At 63.6% G+C, this 15,876-nt stretch carries 17 protein-coding genes; 6 read left to right on the top strand and 11 right to left on the bottom strand.

Annotated elements, in window-relative coordinates; genetic code table 11:
• The first annotated feature begins 57 nt into the window (after positions 1-57).
• The 4 genes from K6301_RS08785 (at position 58) to K6301_RS08770 (ending at position 5,305) form a co-directional block, all read left to right on the top strand.
• A complete protein-coding gene (locus K6301_RS08785; protein ID WP_247216197.1) occupies positions 58-2,535 on the top strand; it encodes a mechanosensitive ion channel family protein in 2,478 nt (825 codons plus the stop codon).
• Between the two features lie 140 nt (positions 2,536-2,675).
• Complete coding sequence (locus K6301_RS08780) at positions 2,676-2,930, top strand: hypothetical protein (RefSeq protein WP_425475329.1); 255 nt, start codon at positions 2,676-2,678, stop codon at positions 2,928-2,930.
• Positions 2,931-3,026: 96 nt separating this feature from the next.
• A complete protein-coding gene (locus tag K6301_RS08775) occupies positions 3,027-3,854 on the top strand; it encodes a response regulator (protein ID WP_160869376.1) in 828 nt (275 codons plus the stop codon).
• 128 nt (positions 3,855-3,982) lie between these two features.
• A complete protein-coding gene (locus K6301_RS08770) occupies positions 3,983-5,305 on the top strand; it encodes a GGDEF domain-containing response regulator (RefSeq protein ID WP_247216193.1) in 1,323 nt (440 codons plus the stop codon).
• Positions 5,306-5,351: 46 nt separating this feature from the next.
• Here K6301_RS08770 and K6301_RS08765 read toward each other — a convergent pair whose 3' ends face one another.
• The gene (locus tag K6301_RS08765) at positions 5,352-6,359 is read right to left on the bottom strand and encodes a GlxA family transcriptional regulator (RefSeq protein WP_134649479.1); all 1,008 of its coding nucleotides are present in this window, start codon (positions 6,357-6,359) and stop codon (positions 5,352-5,354) included.
• Positions 6,360-6,645: 286 nt separating this feature from the next.
• On the opposite strand from K6301_RS08765, the gene K6301_RS08760 reads away from it, so the two are divergent.
• On the top strand, positions 6,646-7,254 hold the full coding sequence (locus K6301_RS08760) for a GNAT family N-acetyltransferase (RefSeq protein ID WP_247216191.1): 609 nt from the start codon (positions 6,646-6,648) through the stop codon (positions 7,252-7,254).
• An 86-nt stretch (positions 7,255-7,340) separates the two neighbouring features.
• Here the strand turns inward: K6301_RS08760 and K6301_RS08755 are convergent, their stop codons facing one another.
• Positions 7,341-7,556, bottom strand: a complete 216-nt coding sequence (locus tag K6301_RS08755; protein WP_247216189.1) for a hypothetical protein — start codon at positions 7,554-7,556, stop codon at positions 7,341-7,343.
• Positions 7,557-7,659: 103 nt separating this feature from the next.
• A complete protein-coding gene (locus K6301_RS08750; RefSeq protein ID WP_247216188.1) occupies positions 7,660-7,878 on the bottom strand; it encodes a hypothetical protein in 219 nt (72 codons plus the stop codon).
• A 117-nt stretch (positions 7,879-7,995) separates the two neighbouring features.
• Here K6301_RS08750 and K6301_RS08745 point away from each other — a divergent pair, with 117 nt between their 5' ends.
• Positions 7,996-8,913, top strand: a complete 918-nt coding sequence (locus tag K6301_RS08745) for a LysR family transcriptional regulator (RefSeq protein WP_247216186.1) — start codon at positions 7,996-7,998, stop codon at positions 8,911-8,913.
• Between the two features lie 34 nt (positions 8,914-8,947).
• Here K6301_RS08745 and K6301_RS08740 read toward each other — a convergent pair whose 3' ends face one another.
• The 8 genes from K6301_RS08740 to K6301_RS08705 form a co-directional block, all read right to left on the bottom strand.
• On the bottom strand, positions 8,948-9,352 hold the full coding sequence (locus K6301_RS08740) for a hypothetical protein (protein ID WP_247216184.1): 405 nt from the start codon (positions 9,350-9,352) through the stop codon (positions 8,948-8,950).
• Positions 9,353-9,418: 66 nt separating this feature from the next.
• Positions 9,419-11,491, bottom strand: a complete 2,073-nt coding sequence (locus K6301_RS08735) for an ASKHA domain-containing protein (RefSeq protein ID WP_247216182.1) — start codon at positions 11,489-11,491, stop codon at positions 9,419-9,421.
• A 33-nt stretch (positions 11,492-11,524) separates the two neighbouring features.
• Positions 11,525-11,848, bottom strand: a complete 324-nt coding sequence (locus K6301_RS08730) for a hypothetical protein (RefSeq protein ID WP_247216180.1) — start codon at positions 11,846-11,848, stop codon at positions 11,525-11,527.
• Positions 11,848-12,816: a methyltetrahydrofolate cobalamin methyltransferase gene (locus tag K6301_RS08725; protein WP_134649471.1), complete on the bottom strand. Its 969-nt coding sequence runs from the start codon at positions 12,814-12,816 to the stop codon at positions 11,848-11,850. The genes K6301_RS08730 and K6301_RS08725 overlap by 1 nt, the downstream gene beginning before the upstream one ends.
• A gap of 87 nt (positions 12,817-12,903) precedes the next feature.
• A complete protein-coding gene (locus K6301_RS08720; RefSeq protein ID WP_247216178.1) occupies positions 12,904-13,998 on the bottom strand; it encodes a methylenetetrahydrofolate reductase in 1,095 nt (364 codons plus the stop codon).
• A 2-nt stretch (positions 13,999-14,000) separates the two neighbouring features.
• Positions 14,001-14,615, bottom strand: coding sequence for a methylenetetrahydrofolate reductase C-terminal domain-containing protein (locus K6301_RS08715; RefSeq protein WP_247216177.1), 615 nt, complete (start codon positions 14,613-14,615; stop codon positions 14,001-14,003).
• Entirely contained in the window at positions 14,608-14,910 is a 303-nt protein-coding gene (locus tag K6301_RS08710; RefSeq protein ID WP_134649468.1) for a virulence factor, read from the bottom strand. The genes K6301_RS08715 and K6301_RS08710 overlap by 8 nt, the downstream gene beginning before the upstream one ends.
• 199 nt (positions 14,911-15,109) lie before the next feature.
• A complete protein-coding gene (locus tag K6301_RS08705; protein WP_247216175.1) occupies positions 15,110-15,856 on the bottom strand; it encodes a formyl transferase in 747 nt (248 codons plus the stop codon).
• Positions 15,857-15,876: the final 20 nt, after the last annotated feature.

Genomic DNA, 15,876 nt, shown 5'->3' with positions numbered 1-15,876 from the left:
GGGTGTTCGTTCGCGCGTCCGCGAAGTCGCCTGTTTCCGTTCAGTGAGGATGGCCCGTTGCCGATCTCCCGTCTCCTGTCCATTCTTCTTGCGGTTTTCCTGTTGGCCGTTTCCCCGGCCGGCGCCCAGACGGCCCCGACGGTCGCGACGGATGTGGGCACGCAGCTGGACCAGGCGAATGCCGGCCTCACCACCGCCGGCAAGCAGCTCGACGATATCCGCAAGCAGGTCGATGCCTACGAGACCGACGATAACCGCCTTGTCGACCTCAAGGTCGAGGCGGAGACGCTCAACCGGTCCATTCTGGCGATCTCCGTGGCGCTGCGCCCGCGGCTCGACGCCATCAAGGCACGGCAGACGGAGCTCGGCGATCCGCCGGCGGACGGCGAGCCCGCCGAATCGGCTGTCGTGGTGGAGGAGCGCAAGAAGCTCTCAGCCGAACGCAACCAGATCAACGCATTGACCGGGGAGGCCGAAAATCTCTCCATAGAGGCGACGAAGCTTTCCAACCGGATTACCGAAATCCGTCGGCAGCTGTTCAGCGAGGCGCTGCTGAAGCGCACGGAAATAACGCCCGACCTGTTCAGCGATGCCGCCACTGCCATCGATGCAGAGGCGCGCACGTTGCAGCGGACGGTGACGGCCTGGCTCCAGTTCGTCTGGAAGTTCAAGCGGTTGCAGCTGCTTGCCGCGGTTTCGCTCTCGCTGATGGCGGCCCTCGTGCTGCTCACGGGCAGTTACCGGCTGTTTTCGCCCTACATCACGCGCGTCGCCCAGCAGGAAAAGCCGCACTATATCACGCGGCTTTCCGTCGCCTTCTGGTCCACGGTCCTGCCGACGGCGGCTGCGGGTGCTTTCGCCGGCACGAGCTATTTCTTCATGGATGCGTTCAAGGTCCTTCGGCCTGATACCGCTCCAATGCTTGCCGTGGCGCTCGCCGTCATGGTCGGCATCTTCTTCGTGGGCCAGCTTGCCAATGCCGTGCTGTCGCCAGGCGACGGGAACTGGCGTCTGGTGCGGGTTTCCGATCACGGCGCACGTCTGCTTTGGCTGCTGATCTTCAGCATGGTCATTGTCAACGGCGCGGACTATTTCCTCGGCACGATCAGCGAAACGCTGGGCTCCCCGGTCATCCTGACCGTGGTCAAGAGCTTCTTCGCCTCCATCATTATCGGCTTGCTGCTTCTCGTGACGGCGTTTGTCCAACCCGTCCTGCGGCGCGGGGAAGCGCCGGAGTCGCAAGGTCATCAGTGGCCGCGCTCGGTCTTCGTGCTGCTTGTCCTGACCGGCCTCGGCCTCATCCTGGCGTCGCTGCTCGGCTATGTCGGCCTGGCGCGCTTCGTGGCGGCGCAGATCGTCGTGACGGGCGCAATCCTCGTGACGATGTATATCGGCTTCCTGTCCGGCCGCGCCGTATCCGCGAACAATGCCTTTGGCGCGACGGCGGTCGGCAAGCGGCTGGAGGAGCGCTTCGGCCTGAGCCCGATCGTGCTCGACCAGATCGGGCTGGTATCCGGCTTGAGCATCTACCTGCTGATCATCGTCCTTTTCGTGCCGATGATCTTCCTGCAGTGGGGCTTCCAGATCGCCGACATCGAGTCCTGGGCGTACCGTATCTTCACGGAAATCCGCATCGGCAGCATCACGATCTCGCTGGTCGGTATCCTTGCAGGGATCGTGCTCTTCGCGCTCGGTTTCATCGTCACGCGCTGGTTCCAGAAGTGGGTGGACGGCAACGTGCTGGCGCGAAGCCAGGTGGATGCGGGCGTGCGCAATTCCGTGCGCACCGCGGTCGGCTATGCGGGCGTCGCGCTTGCCGGGCTGATCGGCATATCGGCGGCAGGGATCAACCTGTCGAGCCTCGCGCTCGTCGCCGGTGCCCTCTCGCTCGGTATCGGTTTCGGTCTCCAGAACATCGTCTCGAACTTCGTCTCCGGCCTCATCCTGCTGGCCGAACGCCCCTTCAAGGTCGGCGACTGGGTGGTGGCGGGAACGACGGAGGGCTTCGTGCGGCGCATCTCGGTGCGCGCCACGGAGATCGAGACGTTCCAGCGCCAGACCGTGATCGTTCCCAATTCGGTGCTGATCAACGGGCAGGTCGGCAACTGGACGCATCGCAACAAGCTCGGCCGGATCGATATTGCTCTCAGCGTTCACGCCGGCAACGATCCCCGCCGGGTGCAGGAGGTCATCGCCGATGTCGTGCGCGGCCAGCAGGGGCTGTTGCGAAACCCCGAGCCGGTCGTCGTTTTCCAGGCCTTTTCCGCCGCGACGCTCGATTTCGAGATCCGCGCCTTCCTTGCCGATATCCTCAACGGCACCGCCGTGAAATCCGAACTGCGTGCCGCTATCCTCGAGCGTTTCCGCGCTGATGACATCGCCATGTCCGGCCCCGCTGCCGCCGAGGTGCCGATCAAGATCTCGCCGGAGGGGGCTCTCCTTCTTTCGACACTTCTCGAACAGGCGACCGACAAGCTCGCGAAACCGGCCGCCGCGCGCAACCGCAAGCCCGCGCAGGATCCGCCCGACGCCTGATTTGCGGCACATGAATGCCGCATTCACGCTGCATTCAGCCGTCCCCTCATAAAACACATGCAAATCCCGCCGGGGAGCGATAGTGTTCTCCAGGGCGTGTGAAGAGGGGCGGCGCGTTGCGCCGGGCAAAGATGAAGCGAATGATCATGATGCTGCTTGTGTCGGCCGCAATGACCGCGCAAGCCGAGGCCGCCTCCGTGACGAACAAGGATGCCGAGACGCAGGTGCTCGTGGTCGTCGAGGACGGCAGCCGCGCGGAGATCGCGCTGGAGCCGGGTGCGACGGAAACCATCTGCCCGGCCGGCTGTTTCCTCACCATGCCGAATGGCGACCGCATCGCACTCGGCGGCGGAGAAGAGGTCGAAATCAAAGGCGGCGAGGCGCTGGTCAAATAGGCCGGACCGTGGTTTCCCATGACGGGAATTTAACGCTTTCTCAAAGGGATGCATCTACGCCTTAACGTGGGGAAAATCTACGTAAGAAGGCAGATCATGGGGTTCATCGGCATTTCCGGGATGCAGTATTCCGGCGCGTCTCTCTCGCATCATCGCATCATCGTTGCCGAGGATTCCAACGTCTTCACATCCATGATCTCGAAACGGCTCAAGGAGCTGTTCGATATCGACGTGGAGATCTGCCGCAGCTTCGAGGAGCTGGAGCTTGCCTACGACAAGTCCAGCGAGAAGATCACGCTGGCGATCTCCAACATCAACCTGCCGGGCGCGGAGAATGGCGAGGCGCTGAATTACCTCGTCGACCTCTCCATACCCACCATCGTCTTCACCGGCACCTTCCAGCAGACGACACGCGACCAGCTCCTGTCCAAGGAGATCGTCGACTACATCCTGAAGGACAACATCTTCGCCGTGGACATGCTGGCCGAGTCCGTCTGCCGCTTCCTGACCAATCACAATCACCACGTGCTGATCGTCGACGACAGCGCCACGGCCCGTGCCCTGCTGTCGACGCGGCTCAAAAGGTACAACTTCCGCGTCAGTGTGGCGGAGAACGGCGCGGCGGCGCTCGCGCTCCTCAAGGCGAACCCCGATATCGGGCTGATGATCACCGATTACAACATGCCCGACATCGACGGCTTCGAGCTGACGCGGCGAATCCGCAGCTCCATTGGCTCGCACCAGCTGCGTATCATCGGCATCTCGTCATCGACGGACAGGCTGCTTTCCGCGCGGTTTCTCAAGGCCGGCGGCAACGATTTCATCATGCGGCCCTTTATCGACGAGGAGTTCTACTGCCGCGTCAACCAGAACCTCGACACGCTGGCGCAGATCAGGAGCGCGCAGTTCAAGATGGCCGGCTAAGTCTGTATTTTGCCGACGTTTTACCTCACGTAACGTGAGATATTTCCGGCCGGATTAACGACTTGGTAAAGCGTGTGGGTTGTAATGCCGGCAGACGAATATGTCATCGGGGTAGGGGAAGCGTGGACGTGGATTCGAATCCGCAACGAGGACCGGCATTTCTGCGTCATTCCGGCCAGAAGGTGCTGCTCGTGGAGGATTCGCGCATGTTCTCCACGGCGCTCAAGTACCGGCTCGAAAAGGAGCTCGGCCTGGATGTTACCCACTGCTCCAGCATGGCGGCGGTGCGGACCATCTTCCAAGGCGACGCGCCGGAATTCGCGCTTGCCGTTCTCGATCTCAACCTGCCCGACGCGCCGAATTGCGAAGCACTCGACTACGTGATCTCGAAGGGCATCGCCCCGCTCGTCTTCACCGGCTCGTTCAGCGATGCGACCCGCGACCAGATCCTGGCCAAGAACGTGCTGGACTATGTCGTGAAGGATAATCCGGCGGCGATCCAGCAGCTCGTGCTTGCGGTGGATCGCATCCTGACCAGCGGCAAGACGCAGGTCCTCGTGGTCGATTCCGATCCGGAAAGCCTTGAGAAGCAGGTCAGCCTCATCGCCAAGCAGCGTTTCCAGATCATTGCCGTCGAAACGGGTGCCGCCGCGCTCGATGTGCTCGATTCCCATGGCGGGATCGACATGGTCGTCTGCGACATCGCACTCTCAGACATGAGCGGCTTCGATCTACTCAGCGAAATCCGCAAGCGCCATGGCGACGACGCGGTGCGCGTGGTGGGGCTTGCCCAGTCCGAAGATCGCATGGTTGCTGCCCGTTTCCTGCGGGCCGGCGGCGACGAATATATCCAGAAGCCCTTCCTCATCGAGGAATTCAACAGCCGCATCTTCCATGTCGCGGCGATCCAGAAGCGGGTGCAGTCGCTGCACCGCATCGCTGCGCGCGACTACCTGACGGACATCTATAACCGCCGCTATTTCTTTGAGGCCGGGCCGCGCCTCGTTGAGCAGGCGCTTCGGCGCGGGGAGCTGATGTCGATCGCCATTCTCGACATCGACCACTTCAAGCGGCTGAACGATACCTATGGCCACGAGGTCGGCGACGTCGTGCTGAAGGCCATCGCGCGGCGCCTGAAGCATCGCGTGAGCGACCGGCATCTGCTGGCCCGTCTCGGCGGCGAGGAATTCGGCCTCATCTTCAATGGCCTGGGTCTCGACGAGGCCCTGGACTACTGCGAGCGCCTGCGCGAGGAAATTGCGGCCCAGCCGATCGATGCAGATGGCGAGCCGTTGACGATTACCGTGTCCGTCGGCCTTGCGGTCATTTCCGACCGGGAAACCTTCGACAACTACCTGAATGCCGCCGACCAGTTCCTTTACATGGCCAAGCATGCCGGCCGTAACCGGGTGTTCTCCGAACTGTCGCTGATGAAGGCGCTGGCAAGCTGATCCCCGCCGCAGGGGCGGGGACCTCCTCCATTTCAGGATCGTCCGATCAGCGTGCGATGGCCGAGAGCGTCAGCTTGCGTTCGGCGCGCTCCTGCTGGGGCGAGCGGTTGTAGAGCTCGCGGTAGCACTTGGAGAAGTGCGAGGCCGAGACGAAGCCGCAGGCGACGGCGACTTCCACCACCGGCATGGAGGACTGCACCAGCAGGTGGCGGGCACGGTCGAGCCGGATTTCCAGATAGTAGCGGGCCGGCGAGCGCCCCATTTCCTGGCGGAAAAGGCGCTCGATCTGGCGGCGCGACAGGTCCGCGCCATCGGCGATTTCCAAGAGCGAAAGCGGCTCGGAGAGGTTCTTTTCCATCAGTTCGATGATCGACAGCACCTTGGCGTTCTGCACGCCCAGGCGGGCGCGCAGCGGCAGGCGCTGGCGGTCGTGCGGGCCGCGCACGCGGTCCGTGAGGGCCTGTTCGCAGACGCGGTTGACGAGGTTTTCGCCGAAATCCTGGTCGATCAGATTGAGCATCATGTCGAGCGAAGCCGTGCCGCCGGCGCAGGTGTAGATGTTGCCGTCGATTTCATAGAGGTCGGCATAGACATCGGCCTGCGGGAACGCTTCGGCAAAACCCGGCAGGTTTTCCCAGTGGATGGCGCAGCGCTTGCCCGAAAGCAGGCCGGCCTGTGCCAGCACGTGGGCACCGGTACAGAGCGAGCCCACGGCGATGCCGCGATTGTAGACCTCGCGCAGCCAGGCATTGACCGACTTGTTGGAGAAGTCCTCGACATAGATACCGGAGCAGACCAGCACCATGGAGGGGCGGTTTTCTCCGCCGAGATGCTTGCGCTCGTCGGCAAGCGAGGAGTTCACCTCGATGCCGATGCCGCTGGACGACAGCACCTGCTGCCCGTCCGTGGAGGCGAGGCGCCACGTATAGGCCTCGTATCCGAGCATGCGGTTGGCGATGCGCAACGTCTCGATTGCCGCCGAGAAGGGCAGCATGGAGAAGTTGGGCACGAGAAAGAAAACGAGAGAGCGCTTCTTGACGTCTTGCTTGTTCATCGGCGTGTCCATGCTGGTGAGGCGGAATGTCGCAATCGTCGCAGGCAAGCCGGCCGTCGCGCTAGTATTTTTGCGACAGGAAAAAGGATGGTTGCGACCGGGACGTATGCCGTATCGCTGAGATGTCAGCGTCTTCCGGCGAAATTATGACAAAAGCCTAGCGGTTGCGTATTTGCGACGTCGCTTGCACCATGGCCGGATTGCGACGGCGGTGCTTCGTCAAGGCCTACAGTTTGACAAGACCGCCCGGCGCAGCGAGAAGCAGCCATCGAAAGAGAGGCGACAAATGCTGCCAGATGGATATTCGGATGTGCCGGCGGGTAAGCTCGCAGCGGTGGTGACGCATCTCGAAATGCGCAAGCCGCCGCAACCCGGGCATGACCCTGAACAACCCGGCATAACGCTTGCCCATGTCGAGATGCCTGATACCGCGTGGTATCGCGATCTCTACGCGCGCGTCGGCACCGATTGGCTTTGGGATTCCCGCCTCAGAATGGCGGAAGCGGACCTCTCAGCGATTCTGACCGATCCCGACGTCGAGGTCTATGCGGTGATGAAGGATGGCCGCGCGGAGGGCCTGCTGGAACTGGATTTCCGCGAGGAGGGGGCCTGCGAACTCGCCTTCTTCGGTCTCACGCCCGCGATGGTCGGGAACGGTACGGGGCGCTGGTTGATGAACCGGGCAATTGCGCGCGCGTGGTCGCGAAACGGGGATGCACCGATCGGGCGTTTCTGGGTGCACACCTGCACGCTCGATTCGCCGCAGGCGCTGAATTTCTACATCCGCTCGGGTTTCGTGCCGGTGAGGCGGCAGGTCGAGGTCTTCGACGATCCGCGCCTGACCGGCGTGCTGCCGGAAACCGCGGCGCCCCAGGTGCCGATCCTGCGGGCCTGATGCAAAACCGCCGGCTTGACGTTGTCTGTCAGAGCCGGCGGCCTAGGCTTGGTCGATATGCGGCGTACAGCCGTTACAGTCTGCCGTCATCGTGTCGACTTGGGCGCTGTGTTGGTTGCCGCGCGGAAGCCAATGTCCTTGCGCAGGTCATAGGGCATGCTTTCCATCTCACGCTCCTGCCGGCTGCGTTCCCATGCGGAGACGATCCGCCCGGAGAGTTCGCGGACGAGATGAGCAAGGCTGTGGCCGAGCCGGGCGCCCGTTGCGCGCCGTTCCTGCCGATGTTCAATTACGAGTGTCATGTTAGGTTCCTTTCGTGCTTGGGAGTTCCGAAAGGTCGCGACCATGGTCAGACTGTGCCGCAACCCAATGCATCAATCAAACGAATATATTTGATCCGATTGATCAGCGTTCTTCATGGTCTGACGTTGGCGGCCACTGGATATCCTGCTTGAGGTAGTCCGGCAGCTGGGCCAGTTCCCAAGCCGCATGATGGGCGGAGAGGCGCCGGCGGCGGGCCTGGATTTTCTCGCTCACGAACCGCTGTATGGCGTAGGTGAAGCCATTTCCACGGGCACGAACGGCAATATCGCCGCCGAATATGGGAGATTTTTCGCTTTTCATGGCGTTTTTTCCTCATGTTCGTTTGTTTGCCCGTTGACTATCCGCCTCACTCGGTTTTCAATCAAACGAAATGAAATGAGCTTTCACTTCATTTTTTCTGATCCATGGAGATTGGCCATGAACCTGTTGATGCGTCAGACGCTGCCGCTGCTCGAGCTGGATATCCTGAGAACGTTCGTGGCGATTGCCGAGACCGGCAACTTCACGACAGCCGCCGAGACCGTGCATCGCACGCCCTCCGCCGTCTCCATGCAGATCAAGAAACTGGAGGAGATGCTGGGTTGCTCGCTGTTTCGCCGCGATGCCCGTTCGGTCGTGCTCACCCATCAGGGCGAGGTGCTCCTGTCCTATGCGCGCCGGCTGATCGCGCTCAGCAATGAAGCGGTCTCACGCTTCATGATGCCCGAAATGAACGGCGTCGTGCGCCTTGGCGCGCCTGATGACGTGGGCGAGCTGATCCTGCCGGAAGTGCTCCGGCGCTTTGCCGAGACCTATCCGTCGATTGCCGTCAACGTATCGATCGAGACCAGCAGCACCCTGCGCCGTGCGGTCGCCGAGCGACGCCTGGATCTCGCGATCTTCAACGCGAATGAGGGCACGCTTCCGGTTCCCGGCGAAATCCTGCTGAAGGAACAACTGGTCTGGGCGGGAAAGAACTGCGGCAACGCCTATCTGAAAAATCCGCTTCCCGTCTCCGTCTGGGAAGAGGGCTGCGTCTGGCGCGCGCGAGCCCTGGAGGAGCTGAGCCGGTCGGGGCGCGATTTCCGGGTCGCCTATTTCTGCGCCCACAATATGGGCCAGCGCGCGGCCATTCGCGCCGATCTCGCCGTTGCACCGCTCGCGCGCTTCTTGGTCGGGGAGGACATGGTGGCACTAGGCGAGAAGGACGGCTTGCCGGACCTCGGCCACTATCTCATCGGTCTCGTCGTCAACGAGGAAGCGGAAGCGCCCGCGCAGGCTGTCGCGGACTATATCCGCTCCGCCTTTGCCCGCATGGAGCGGCGTCCCATGGACATGCTGCAAGTCGCCTGCTGATTTGGCAGGGCCGGGCGATCAGCCCGGCTTTCGCCTATTCGTAGGTGTAGGATGCGCACATATCCGCATCGCTCTCGGGCGGCTGCGGGGTCGAGAAGACCGCGAGAACGGTGCCGCTGCCGTCGCTCGTCTCCCAGGAGGCGACATAGGTGACGGGCGCGCCGCACAGCGTATTGCCGTTGAGCAGGACGGGATCGCGCGCCTCCGCGAGGCTGAAGACATGGGCCTCCACCGATTGGCCGTCCACCGTGAACCGGTCGGCCATCTGCTCCTCGAAGGTGAGCTGTTCGCCGTTTTCGAAGGTGATTCCGGTCTCGTCCAGCTCTATGTCGCCGGTGATGGAGACGGCCGTGTTGCTGACGGCCGCATAGGTCTCGGCGAAAGCGGGCGAGGCGAGCACGACGCAAAGGGCGGTGGCGGCGATGGCGGAACTGGTCATGGTGTTCTCATTCTTTTCGGCAGGCCATCGTAGGGCCGCTTTCGGACGAAGAAAAGACCGGCCGCTTCATTCGCGGTTGCGACGCCGACGGCGGCCGCCGCCTTCGCCGCCGCCATCGTCGGACAGCACCTTGCGTTCGGGCAGCGTCACGACCTTGGCGAGTTCGGGGAAGGGGTCGACCTTGTTGGGCATCGCCATGGCGTTGACGAAGAGCTGCTGGAAATGCGGCTCGAGCGCCGTCTCGATCTTCTCGATGCGGCTGACCTCGCGCTCGATTTCGCGGCGGTGGTCGCGGTTGAGCAGCGCCATCAGCGCGCCTGTGCCCGCCGCATTGCCGACCGCCTTCACCTCGTTGAGGTCGCAATCCGGGATGAGGCCCAGCACCATCGCGTATTTCGGATCGATGAACGAGCCGAAGGCGCCGGCGAAGCGGATCGTATCGACATGGTCGACACCTTGCTTTTCCATCAGCAGCTTGATGCCGGCATAGAGCGCCGATTTGGCGAGCTGGATGGCGCGGATGTCGTTCTGCGTCACCGTGATGCGCGGCTCGCCGTCATGTAGCAGGTAGGAGAAGGTGCGGCCGTTCTGCAGGATGCGCGGGCTTCTCTCCGCCATCGTGCCATCGACGACGCCATCCTCGGATATGAGGCCGGTGAGATACATTTCCGCCACGACTTCGATGATCGCCGAACCGCAGATGCCTGTTATGCCGACCTTTTCGGCTCCCTCGGCAAAGCCTTCCTCGTCGGACCACTTGTCGACGCCGATGACACGGAACTTCGGCTCCAGCGTGACGGGATCGATGCGTACGCGCTCGATGGCGCCCGGGGCGGCGCGTTGGCCGGAGGAGATTTCCGCGCCCTCGAAGGCCGGCCCGGTCGGCGAGGATGCGGCAACGACGCGCTGGCGATTGCCGAGCACGATTTCCGCGTTGGTGCCAACATCGACCAGCAGCATCATGCGATCCTGCCGGTAGGGGCCTTCGGCGAGCGTCGCACCCGCCGCATCCGCGCCGACATGGCCGGCGATGCAGGGCAGCGTGTAGAGCCGCGCGCCGCGGTTGACATCGATGTCGAGCTCGTGCGCCCAGTATTGCAGCGCGCCCGAAACCGCGAGCGCGAACGGCGCCTGGCCGAGTTCTGTCGGGTCGATGCCGAGGAACAGGTGGTGCATGATCGGGTTAGCGACGAAGACCATGTCGAGAATGTCGTGCCGGTCGACGTCGCCTTCCGCGCAGACCTTGCCGATCAGGCCATTGACGGCTTCGCGCACGGCCTTGGTCATGGCTTCGCGGCCGTCCGGGTTCATCATGACATAGGAAACGCGGCTCATCAGGTCTTCGCCGAAGCGGATCTGCGGGTTCGACGTACCCGAGGAGGCGACGATGCGACCGGACAGCAGCGAGACGAGATGCATGGCGATCGTCGTGGAGCCGATATCGCAGGCCACGCCGTAGGCCTCGTTCTTCAGGCCGGGCCACAGGCCGACGATAAACGGGCGCGAACTGTCCATATCGCGGTGGATGGCGGCGGTGACGCCCCAGCTGCCCTTGCGCAGGATCGACTGCACCTGCGGGATGAGATGGGGGGCGATCAGCAGGTCCTTCCAGCCCCAGTCCTTTTCCAGCATCACCTTCAGGCGGTCGAGATCGCCAAGCGGCTTGTGCATGTCGGGTTCGTCCACCTCGACATAGCAGAGCTGGACGGCGGCGTTGCGCTCGATCACCCGGTCGGTCGCGGCCTTGCGCACCACCTGCGCATTGATGACGGTGTCCTGCGGCACGTCCACGACGAGGTCGCCGAGGATGAGGGCGGAGCAGGAGAGGCGGCGTCCTTCGGGCAGGCCGCGGACCTTTTCGTAACGCTCCTCCTTCGGGCCCTTTTCCGAGATGTGGTCGAGCGAGGAGACGATCTTGTGCTTGGCGAAATTGCCTTCCTGCACCTCGATCTGACAGCGCCCGCAGGTCGCGCGCCCGCCGCACACGCTCTCGACGTAGACGCCGAGTTTGCGGGCGGCTTCGAGAACCGGGGTGCCGACAGGGAAGCGGCCGCGCTTGCCCGAAGGCATGAAGAGGACCAGCGGTTCTTTTGCCGAGGCTTCGGTCATGTTGATCTCGCTCTCACCTTCAATGCGCATCGGTTCGGTCTTTCTACGGCCGGCTGGGCCGCCTCATGTCTTCTTGCGGGAAAGGCGGCGCATATTGCTGCGCACGCGCTTGCCGTAGGGTTTCAGCGCGGCCTGCGAAACCGCACGGGCCGTGCTTTCCGGCGAGGCCCCCGTCATCATGGCGTTCACCAGAGCGAAATTGGCCGCCACGGCGCTTTCCGCCACGGCAGCCATCTTTTCCGTGACCATCCGGGTCATCTCGGCGGTGTTCTGCGTCGAGCCGGTCAGCGCCGCCATGCCCATCTCCTGGCAGCGCATGGCGATCACCAGAGGCGCCTCCAGCCACAGGCTGAAGGCGTCGTGGCGGAACTGGCGCCCGCCGGCCATTATTCGCGCGCCGCGCCCGCACCGGCGCGGGCTGCACGACCACCGCGGCGGCCGCCGGCAGGCGCAGGCGCTGCGGCGCCGGCGCCAGCCGAGGCACCGCCCTCGGCGGGCTTGTGATCGCGGTAGGTCATGATCCAGTTGGTGCAGTTGGGGTCCGTGCCGTTCAGCACGTTGGCGGCGCGCACGGCCTCCATTTCCTGCGGGCGGCAGGGGTTCATGATGGCGGACGTCATGCCGGCGCCGATGACCATGGGGATGAAGCCGGCATTGATGCCGTGACGGTGCGGCAGGCCGAAGGAGATGTTGGAGAGGCCGCAGGTCGTGTTGACCTTCAGCTCGTTGCGCAGGCGATAGAGCAGCTGGAAGACCTGGCGGCCGGCATCGCCCAGCGCGCCGATCGGCATGACGAGCGGGTCGACGACGATGTCGTGCGGCTTGATGCCGTGGTCCATGGCGCGCTCGACGATCTTCTTGGCGACGGCGAAGCGCACGTCCGGGTCCATGGAGATGCCGGTCTCGTCGTTGGAGATGGCAACCACCGGTACATCGTATTTCTTGACGAGCGGCAGGATGGCTTCCAGCTTTTCCTCCTCGCCCGTGACCGAGTTCACCAGCGGGCGGCCCTTTGCGACCTTGAGGCCGGCCTCGATGGCTGCCGTCACCGAACTGTCGATAGCAAGCGGGATATCGACGAGGCCCTGCACGATCTCCAGCGTCTGGACGAGAAGGCCCGGCTCGGTCTCGTTGGGGTTGACGGAGGTCACGCCGGCGTTGATGTCCAGCATCGTGGCGCCGGCCGCGACCTGTTCCAGCGCATCCTTGATGACGGTCTCGAAGTTGCCGGCCTGCATTTCCGCGGCCAGCTTCTTGCGACCGGTCGGGTTGATGCGCTCGCCGATAACGCAGAAGGGCTGGTCGAAACCGATGACGATTTCGCGGGTGGCCGAGGCGACGATGGTGCGTGTCATATAAGGTCCTCTGAGGCGGGGCGCCGATTGTGATCTAGCGCGCGATATCGGGTGTTACAATGCTGGTCGGCGACGCGCCGGCAGGCATCAATGCGGCTGCTGGGCGGCCTGCCCGGCGAGTTTCTGCTGGTCCTGCTCATGGCCGTCGCGGGCCATCTCGATGCGTTCGGCAACGAGCTGGTCGACAGGGTTCGGCTCGCGCTTCCAGGGCTTGCGCCCCTTCAGGACGCCGGAATCATGCACCATTTCCGCGACATATTCTTCCTGCCGGTACGCCATGACGTGAATGCCGGAAACGCCCTCAATCTCCTTCACCTCGTTGATGATGTCGATGCAGAGTTGCTTGCCCTCCTTCTTCTGGTCCTCCGCGCCTTCCAGGCGCTTGATGACGGAATCGGGAATGTGGATGCCCGGCACGTTGGAGCGGATCCACTTGGCGGTCTTGGCCGACGCCATGGGGCCGACGCCCACGAGGATGTAGCACTTCTCGTGCAGGCCGAGGTCGCGCACCTTCTTCATGTATTCGCGGAACATCGGCACGTCGAAGCAATACTGGCTCTGCACGAACTGCGCGCCGGCCTCGATCTTCTTGGCCAGGCGATAGGGGCGGAAGTCGTAGGGCGGGGCGAAGGGGTTGATCGCCGCGCCGAGGAAGACCTTCGGCGGCGTCGTCAGCTTGCGGCCGGACAGGAACTTGGAATTATCGCGCATGACGCGCACGGTTTCGAGCAGCGACATGCAGTCGAGATCGAAGACGGGCTTTGCTCCCGGCTGGTCGCCGGCCTGCACGCCGTCGCCGGTCAGGCACATGATGTTGCAGACCCCCATGGCGGCAGCACCGAGAACGTCGCCCTGTATGGCGATGCGGTTCTTGTCGCGGCAGGCGATCTGCATGATCGGCGCATAGCCCATGCGGGTCAAAAGCGCGCAGATGCCGACCGACGACATGTGGCAGTTGGCGCCCGACGCGTCGACCGCATTGATGCCGTCGACCCAGCCGTCGAAGATCGCGGCGCGTTCGTAGACGTCTTCCGGGTTCGCGCTGTCGGGCGGGTTCAGTTCCGTCGTCACGGCGAATTCTCCGCGCCTGAGCACCCGTTCCAGCCGGCCCAGCGAGGAGTGGCCGGGCAGGGGATCGAGCGGCAGGTGGGGGCCGAGCGGGTTTTCGTCGATATGCGCCATGCTCAGGCGTCCTTTCCGGCGGCGGCGGCCGCTTCACGGGCAGCGGCGGCTTCCGCGGTGACGCGCAGCCAGGACGAGGTCTCGCGCAGCGACTGGTTCACCGGCTTCTGCACGTTCATGATGGCGTCTCCCTTCACCATGTTCTGCGAGCCCTTCCAGGCCTGGACCCAAACGCATGGCATATCCGGCTCCACCTCGCAGTTGCCATTGGCGCGCACCCCGCCGCAGGGGCCGTTGCGCAGCTGCTTGGGACAGTTCATCGGGCAGGACATGCCCGTTGACGACAGTGCGCACTGGCCGCACATGCGACAGTCGAAGAGGAAGCCCTTCACGTGCTTTTCGACGAAGGTGACGGGACGCTCGACGCGCTGGTAGCCGAAGAGCTTCCAGAGGGGATGGAGAAGCAGGAAGGCTTCCGCGAAACGGTGGTAGAACCATTCGAAGAAACGGGAATGGCGCACCGCCCAGAGTCGGATCGTGTATTTGTGGCGCGACCGGCGGTTCGGCGAGACGCCTGATGGCGTGAAGGCGCCCGTGGTAGCCTTCTTTGCGGGCGCGGCGTTGCCCGGCTTCTGCGCGGCTTCGAGCTTCGGCTCTCCGAGTTTCGGATCAGCCATTGTCGCGCCCTCCGGCCTTGACGAGGGCGACCAGCCGCTCGCGGTCATAGGCGGCCTCGATCTCTGCGACGGCCTTGTCGGCCTCCGCCTCCAGATCGTCGGAAACGGGCTCCGGCGCGGCCTTGCGCCATTCGGCAAGGTAATCGTCGGTTTCCGCCGCGCCGGTGCGCATGGCGCACATGTCGATCGCCTCGGTGAAGCGCAGCGAGAGTTCCCGCTTGGCGCTGGCCCGGCCTCTCTTGATGATGACCTGGGCGGGGATATCGCGCCAGTAGACGATGATGCGGTCTGCCATGTCGAATTTCTCCCGGAGCATTGCCGCGCGTCTTCAGCCGGAATGCTCTACCCCCTCTGCCGCAACTGCGGGCGGAAAGCGCTCGGCGTCTTCCTCCCGTTGCTATGCTGACAATGCGTGCTGGCGTCGTCGCGGGCTCTACTCGCCACGACTGCCTCATGCTCAAAAACGACGTCGGATTCGACCTCGCCGGGAGGACCTACCAGATGCCGCGGGTCACGCCGTTCCAGAGCCAGGTCCAGATCGGCGGATGATACCATTGTCGCGATGGTGCCGCTATTTTCAAGGGCTTGAGGTTGCCCGTAACGGCTTCGTCCAGCGCCTGCACGACAAGGCCCGTGGCGGCGGCCGTCTGGAGGAGCGGATAGGTGTGCATCGTGTCGCGTTTGGAAGGTTCGATGCGCAGTTGGTGGAGCACGCTGCCGGTGTCGACGCCGGCATCCACCAGATGGATCGTCGTGCCGAAATTCGCCTCATCCGACCGCACGCGCGACCAGTATCCGCCTTGCAGGCCGCGATATTGCGGGTTGATGCCCGCATGAAGGTTCAAGACCGGGCAGGGTATGGCGGCGAGCGTTTCGGCCTTCAGCATGCGCGTGCTGACCAAAAGCAGTGCGGCCGGCCGGATCTCGGCGATCGCGGCCAGGAACGCCGGGCCGTTGGCGGAGGGAACGGCCACGCGGCGAATTGCCGGATCGGGCGACGGGTCGGCGCCGAAGGTTTTAAGGATTTCGGCGTTGCGTTTTGTGGTGAAGCGCTTGCCGTATTTGGAGACGACCATGGTCGCGACCTGCCCCAAGGCCTGGATCCAACCGAGTTTTTTGGCGCGGCGGCGGATAAACAGCGCTTTCGACTCGGGCTCTTCCTCGATCACCACAAGGTTCGGGAAGGCCGCTTTGACGGCATTGACGACGATTTCCGGGTTGGGTCCGGGCTGAATCAGCATTGCCACCGTTTCCGTCCGTA

Origin of the sequence: Shinella oryzae, from assembly GCF_023038235.1 — a bacterium.
GTDB classification, from domain to species: Bacteria; Pseudomonadota; Alphaproteobacteria; order Rhizobiales; family Rhizobiaceae; genus Shinella; species Shinella sumterensis.
This window is presented reverse-complemented; position numbering and strand designations above follow the sequence as displayed.

Excerpts from the sequence above, each read along its gene's own strand:
- K6301_RS08780 (WP_425475329.1), top strand. The coding sequence starts at position 2,676 with ATGATCATGATGCTGCTTGTGTCGGCCGCAATGACCGCGCAAGCCGAG.
- K6301_RS08775 (WP_160869376.1), top strand. The coding sequence starts at position 3,027 with ATGGGGTTCATCGGCATTTCCGGGATGCAGTATTCCGGCGCGTCTCTC.
- K6301_RS08765 (WP_134649479.1), bottom strand. The coding sequence starts at position 6,359 with ATGAACAAGCAAGACGTCAAGAAGCGCTCTCTCGTTTTCTTTCTCGTG.
- K6301_RS08760 (WP_247216191.1), top strand. The coding sequence starts at position 6,646 with ATGCTGCCAGATGGATATTCGGATGTGCCGGCGGGTAAGCTCGCAGCG.
- K6301_RS08755 (WP_247216189.1), bottom strand. The coding sequence starts at position 7,556 with ATGACACTCGTAATTGAACATCGGCAGGAACGGCGCGCAACGGGCGCC.
- K6301_RS08750 (WP_247216188.1), bottom strand. The coding sequence starts at position 7,878 with ATGAAAAGCGAAAAATCTCCCATATTCGGCGGCGATATTGCCGTTCGT.
- K6301_RS08745 (WP_247216186.1), top strand. The coding sequence starts at position 7,996 with ATGAACCTGTTGATGCGTCAGACGCTGCCGCTGCTCGAGCTGGATATC.
- K6301_RS08740 (WP_247216184.1), bottom strand. The coding sequence starts at position 9,352 with ATGACCAGTTCCGCCATCGCCGCCACCGCCCTTTGCGTCGTGCTCGCC.
- K6301_RS08735 (WP_247216182.1), bottom strand. The coding sequence starts at position 11,491 with ATGCGCATTGAAGGTGAGAGCGAGATCAACATGACCGAAGCCTCGGCA.
- K6301_RS08730 (WP_247216180.1), bottom strand. The coding sequence starts at position 11,848 with ATGGCCGGCGGGCGCCAGTTCCGCCACGACGCCTTCAGCCTGTGGCTG.
- K6301_RS08725 (WP_134649471.1), bottom strand. The coding sequence starts at position 12,816 with ATGACACGCACCATCGTCGCCTCGGCCACCCGCGAAATCGTCATCGGT.
- K6301_RS08720 (WP_247216178.1), bottom strand. The coding sequence starts at position 13,998 with ATGGCGCATATCGACGAAAACCCGCTCGGCCCCCACCTGCCGCTCGAT.
- K6301_RS08715 (WP_247216177.1), bottom strand. The coding sequence starts at position 14,615 with ATGGCTGATCCGAAACTCGGAGAGCCGAAGCTCGAAGCCGCGCAGAAG.
- K6301_RS08710 (WP_134649468.1), bottom strand. The coding sequence starts at position 14,910 with ATGGCAGACCGCATCATCGTCTACTGGCGCGATATCCCCGCCCAGGTC.
- K6301_RS08705 (WP_247216175.1), bottom strand. The coding sequence starts at position 15,856 with ATGCTGATTCAGCCCGGACCCAACCCGGAAATCGTCGTCAATGCCGTC.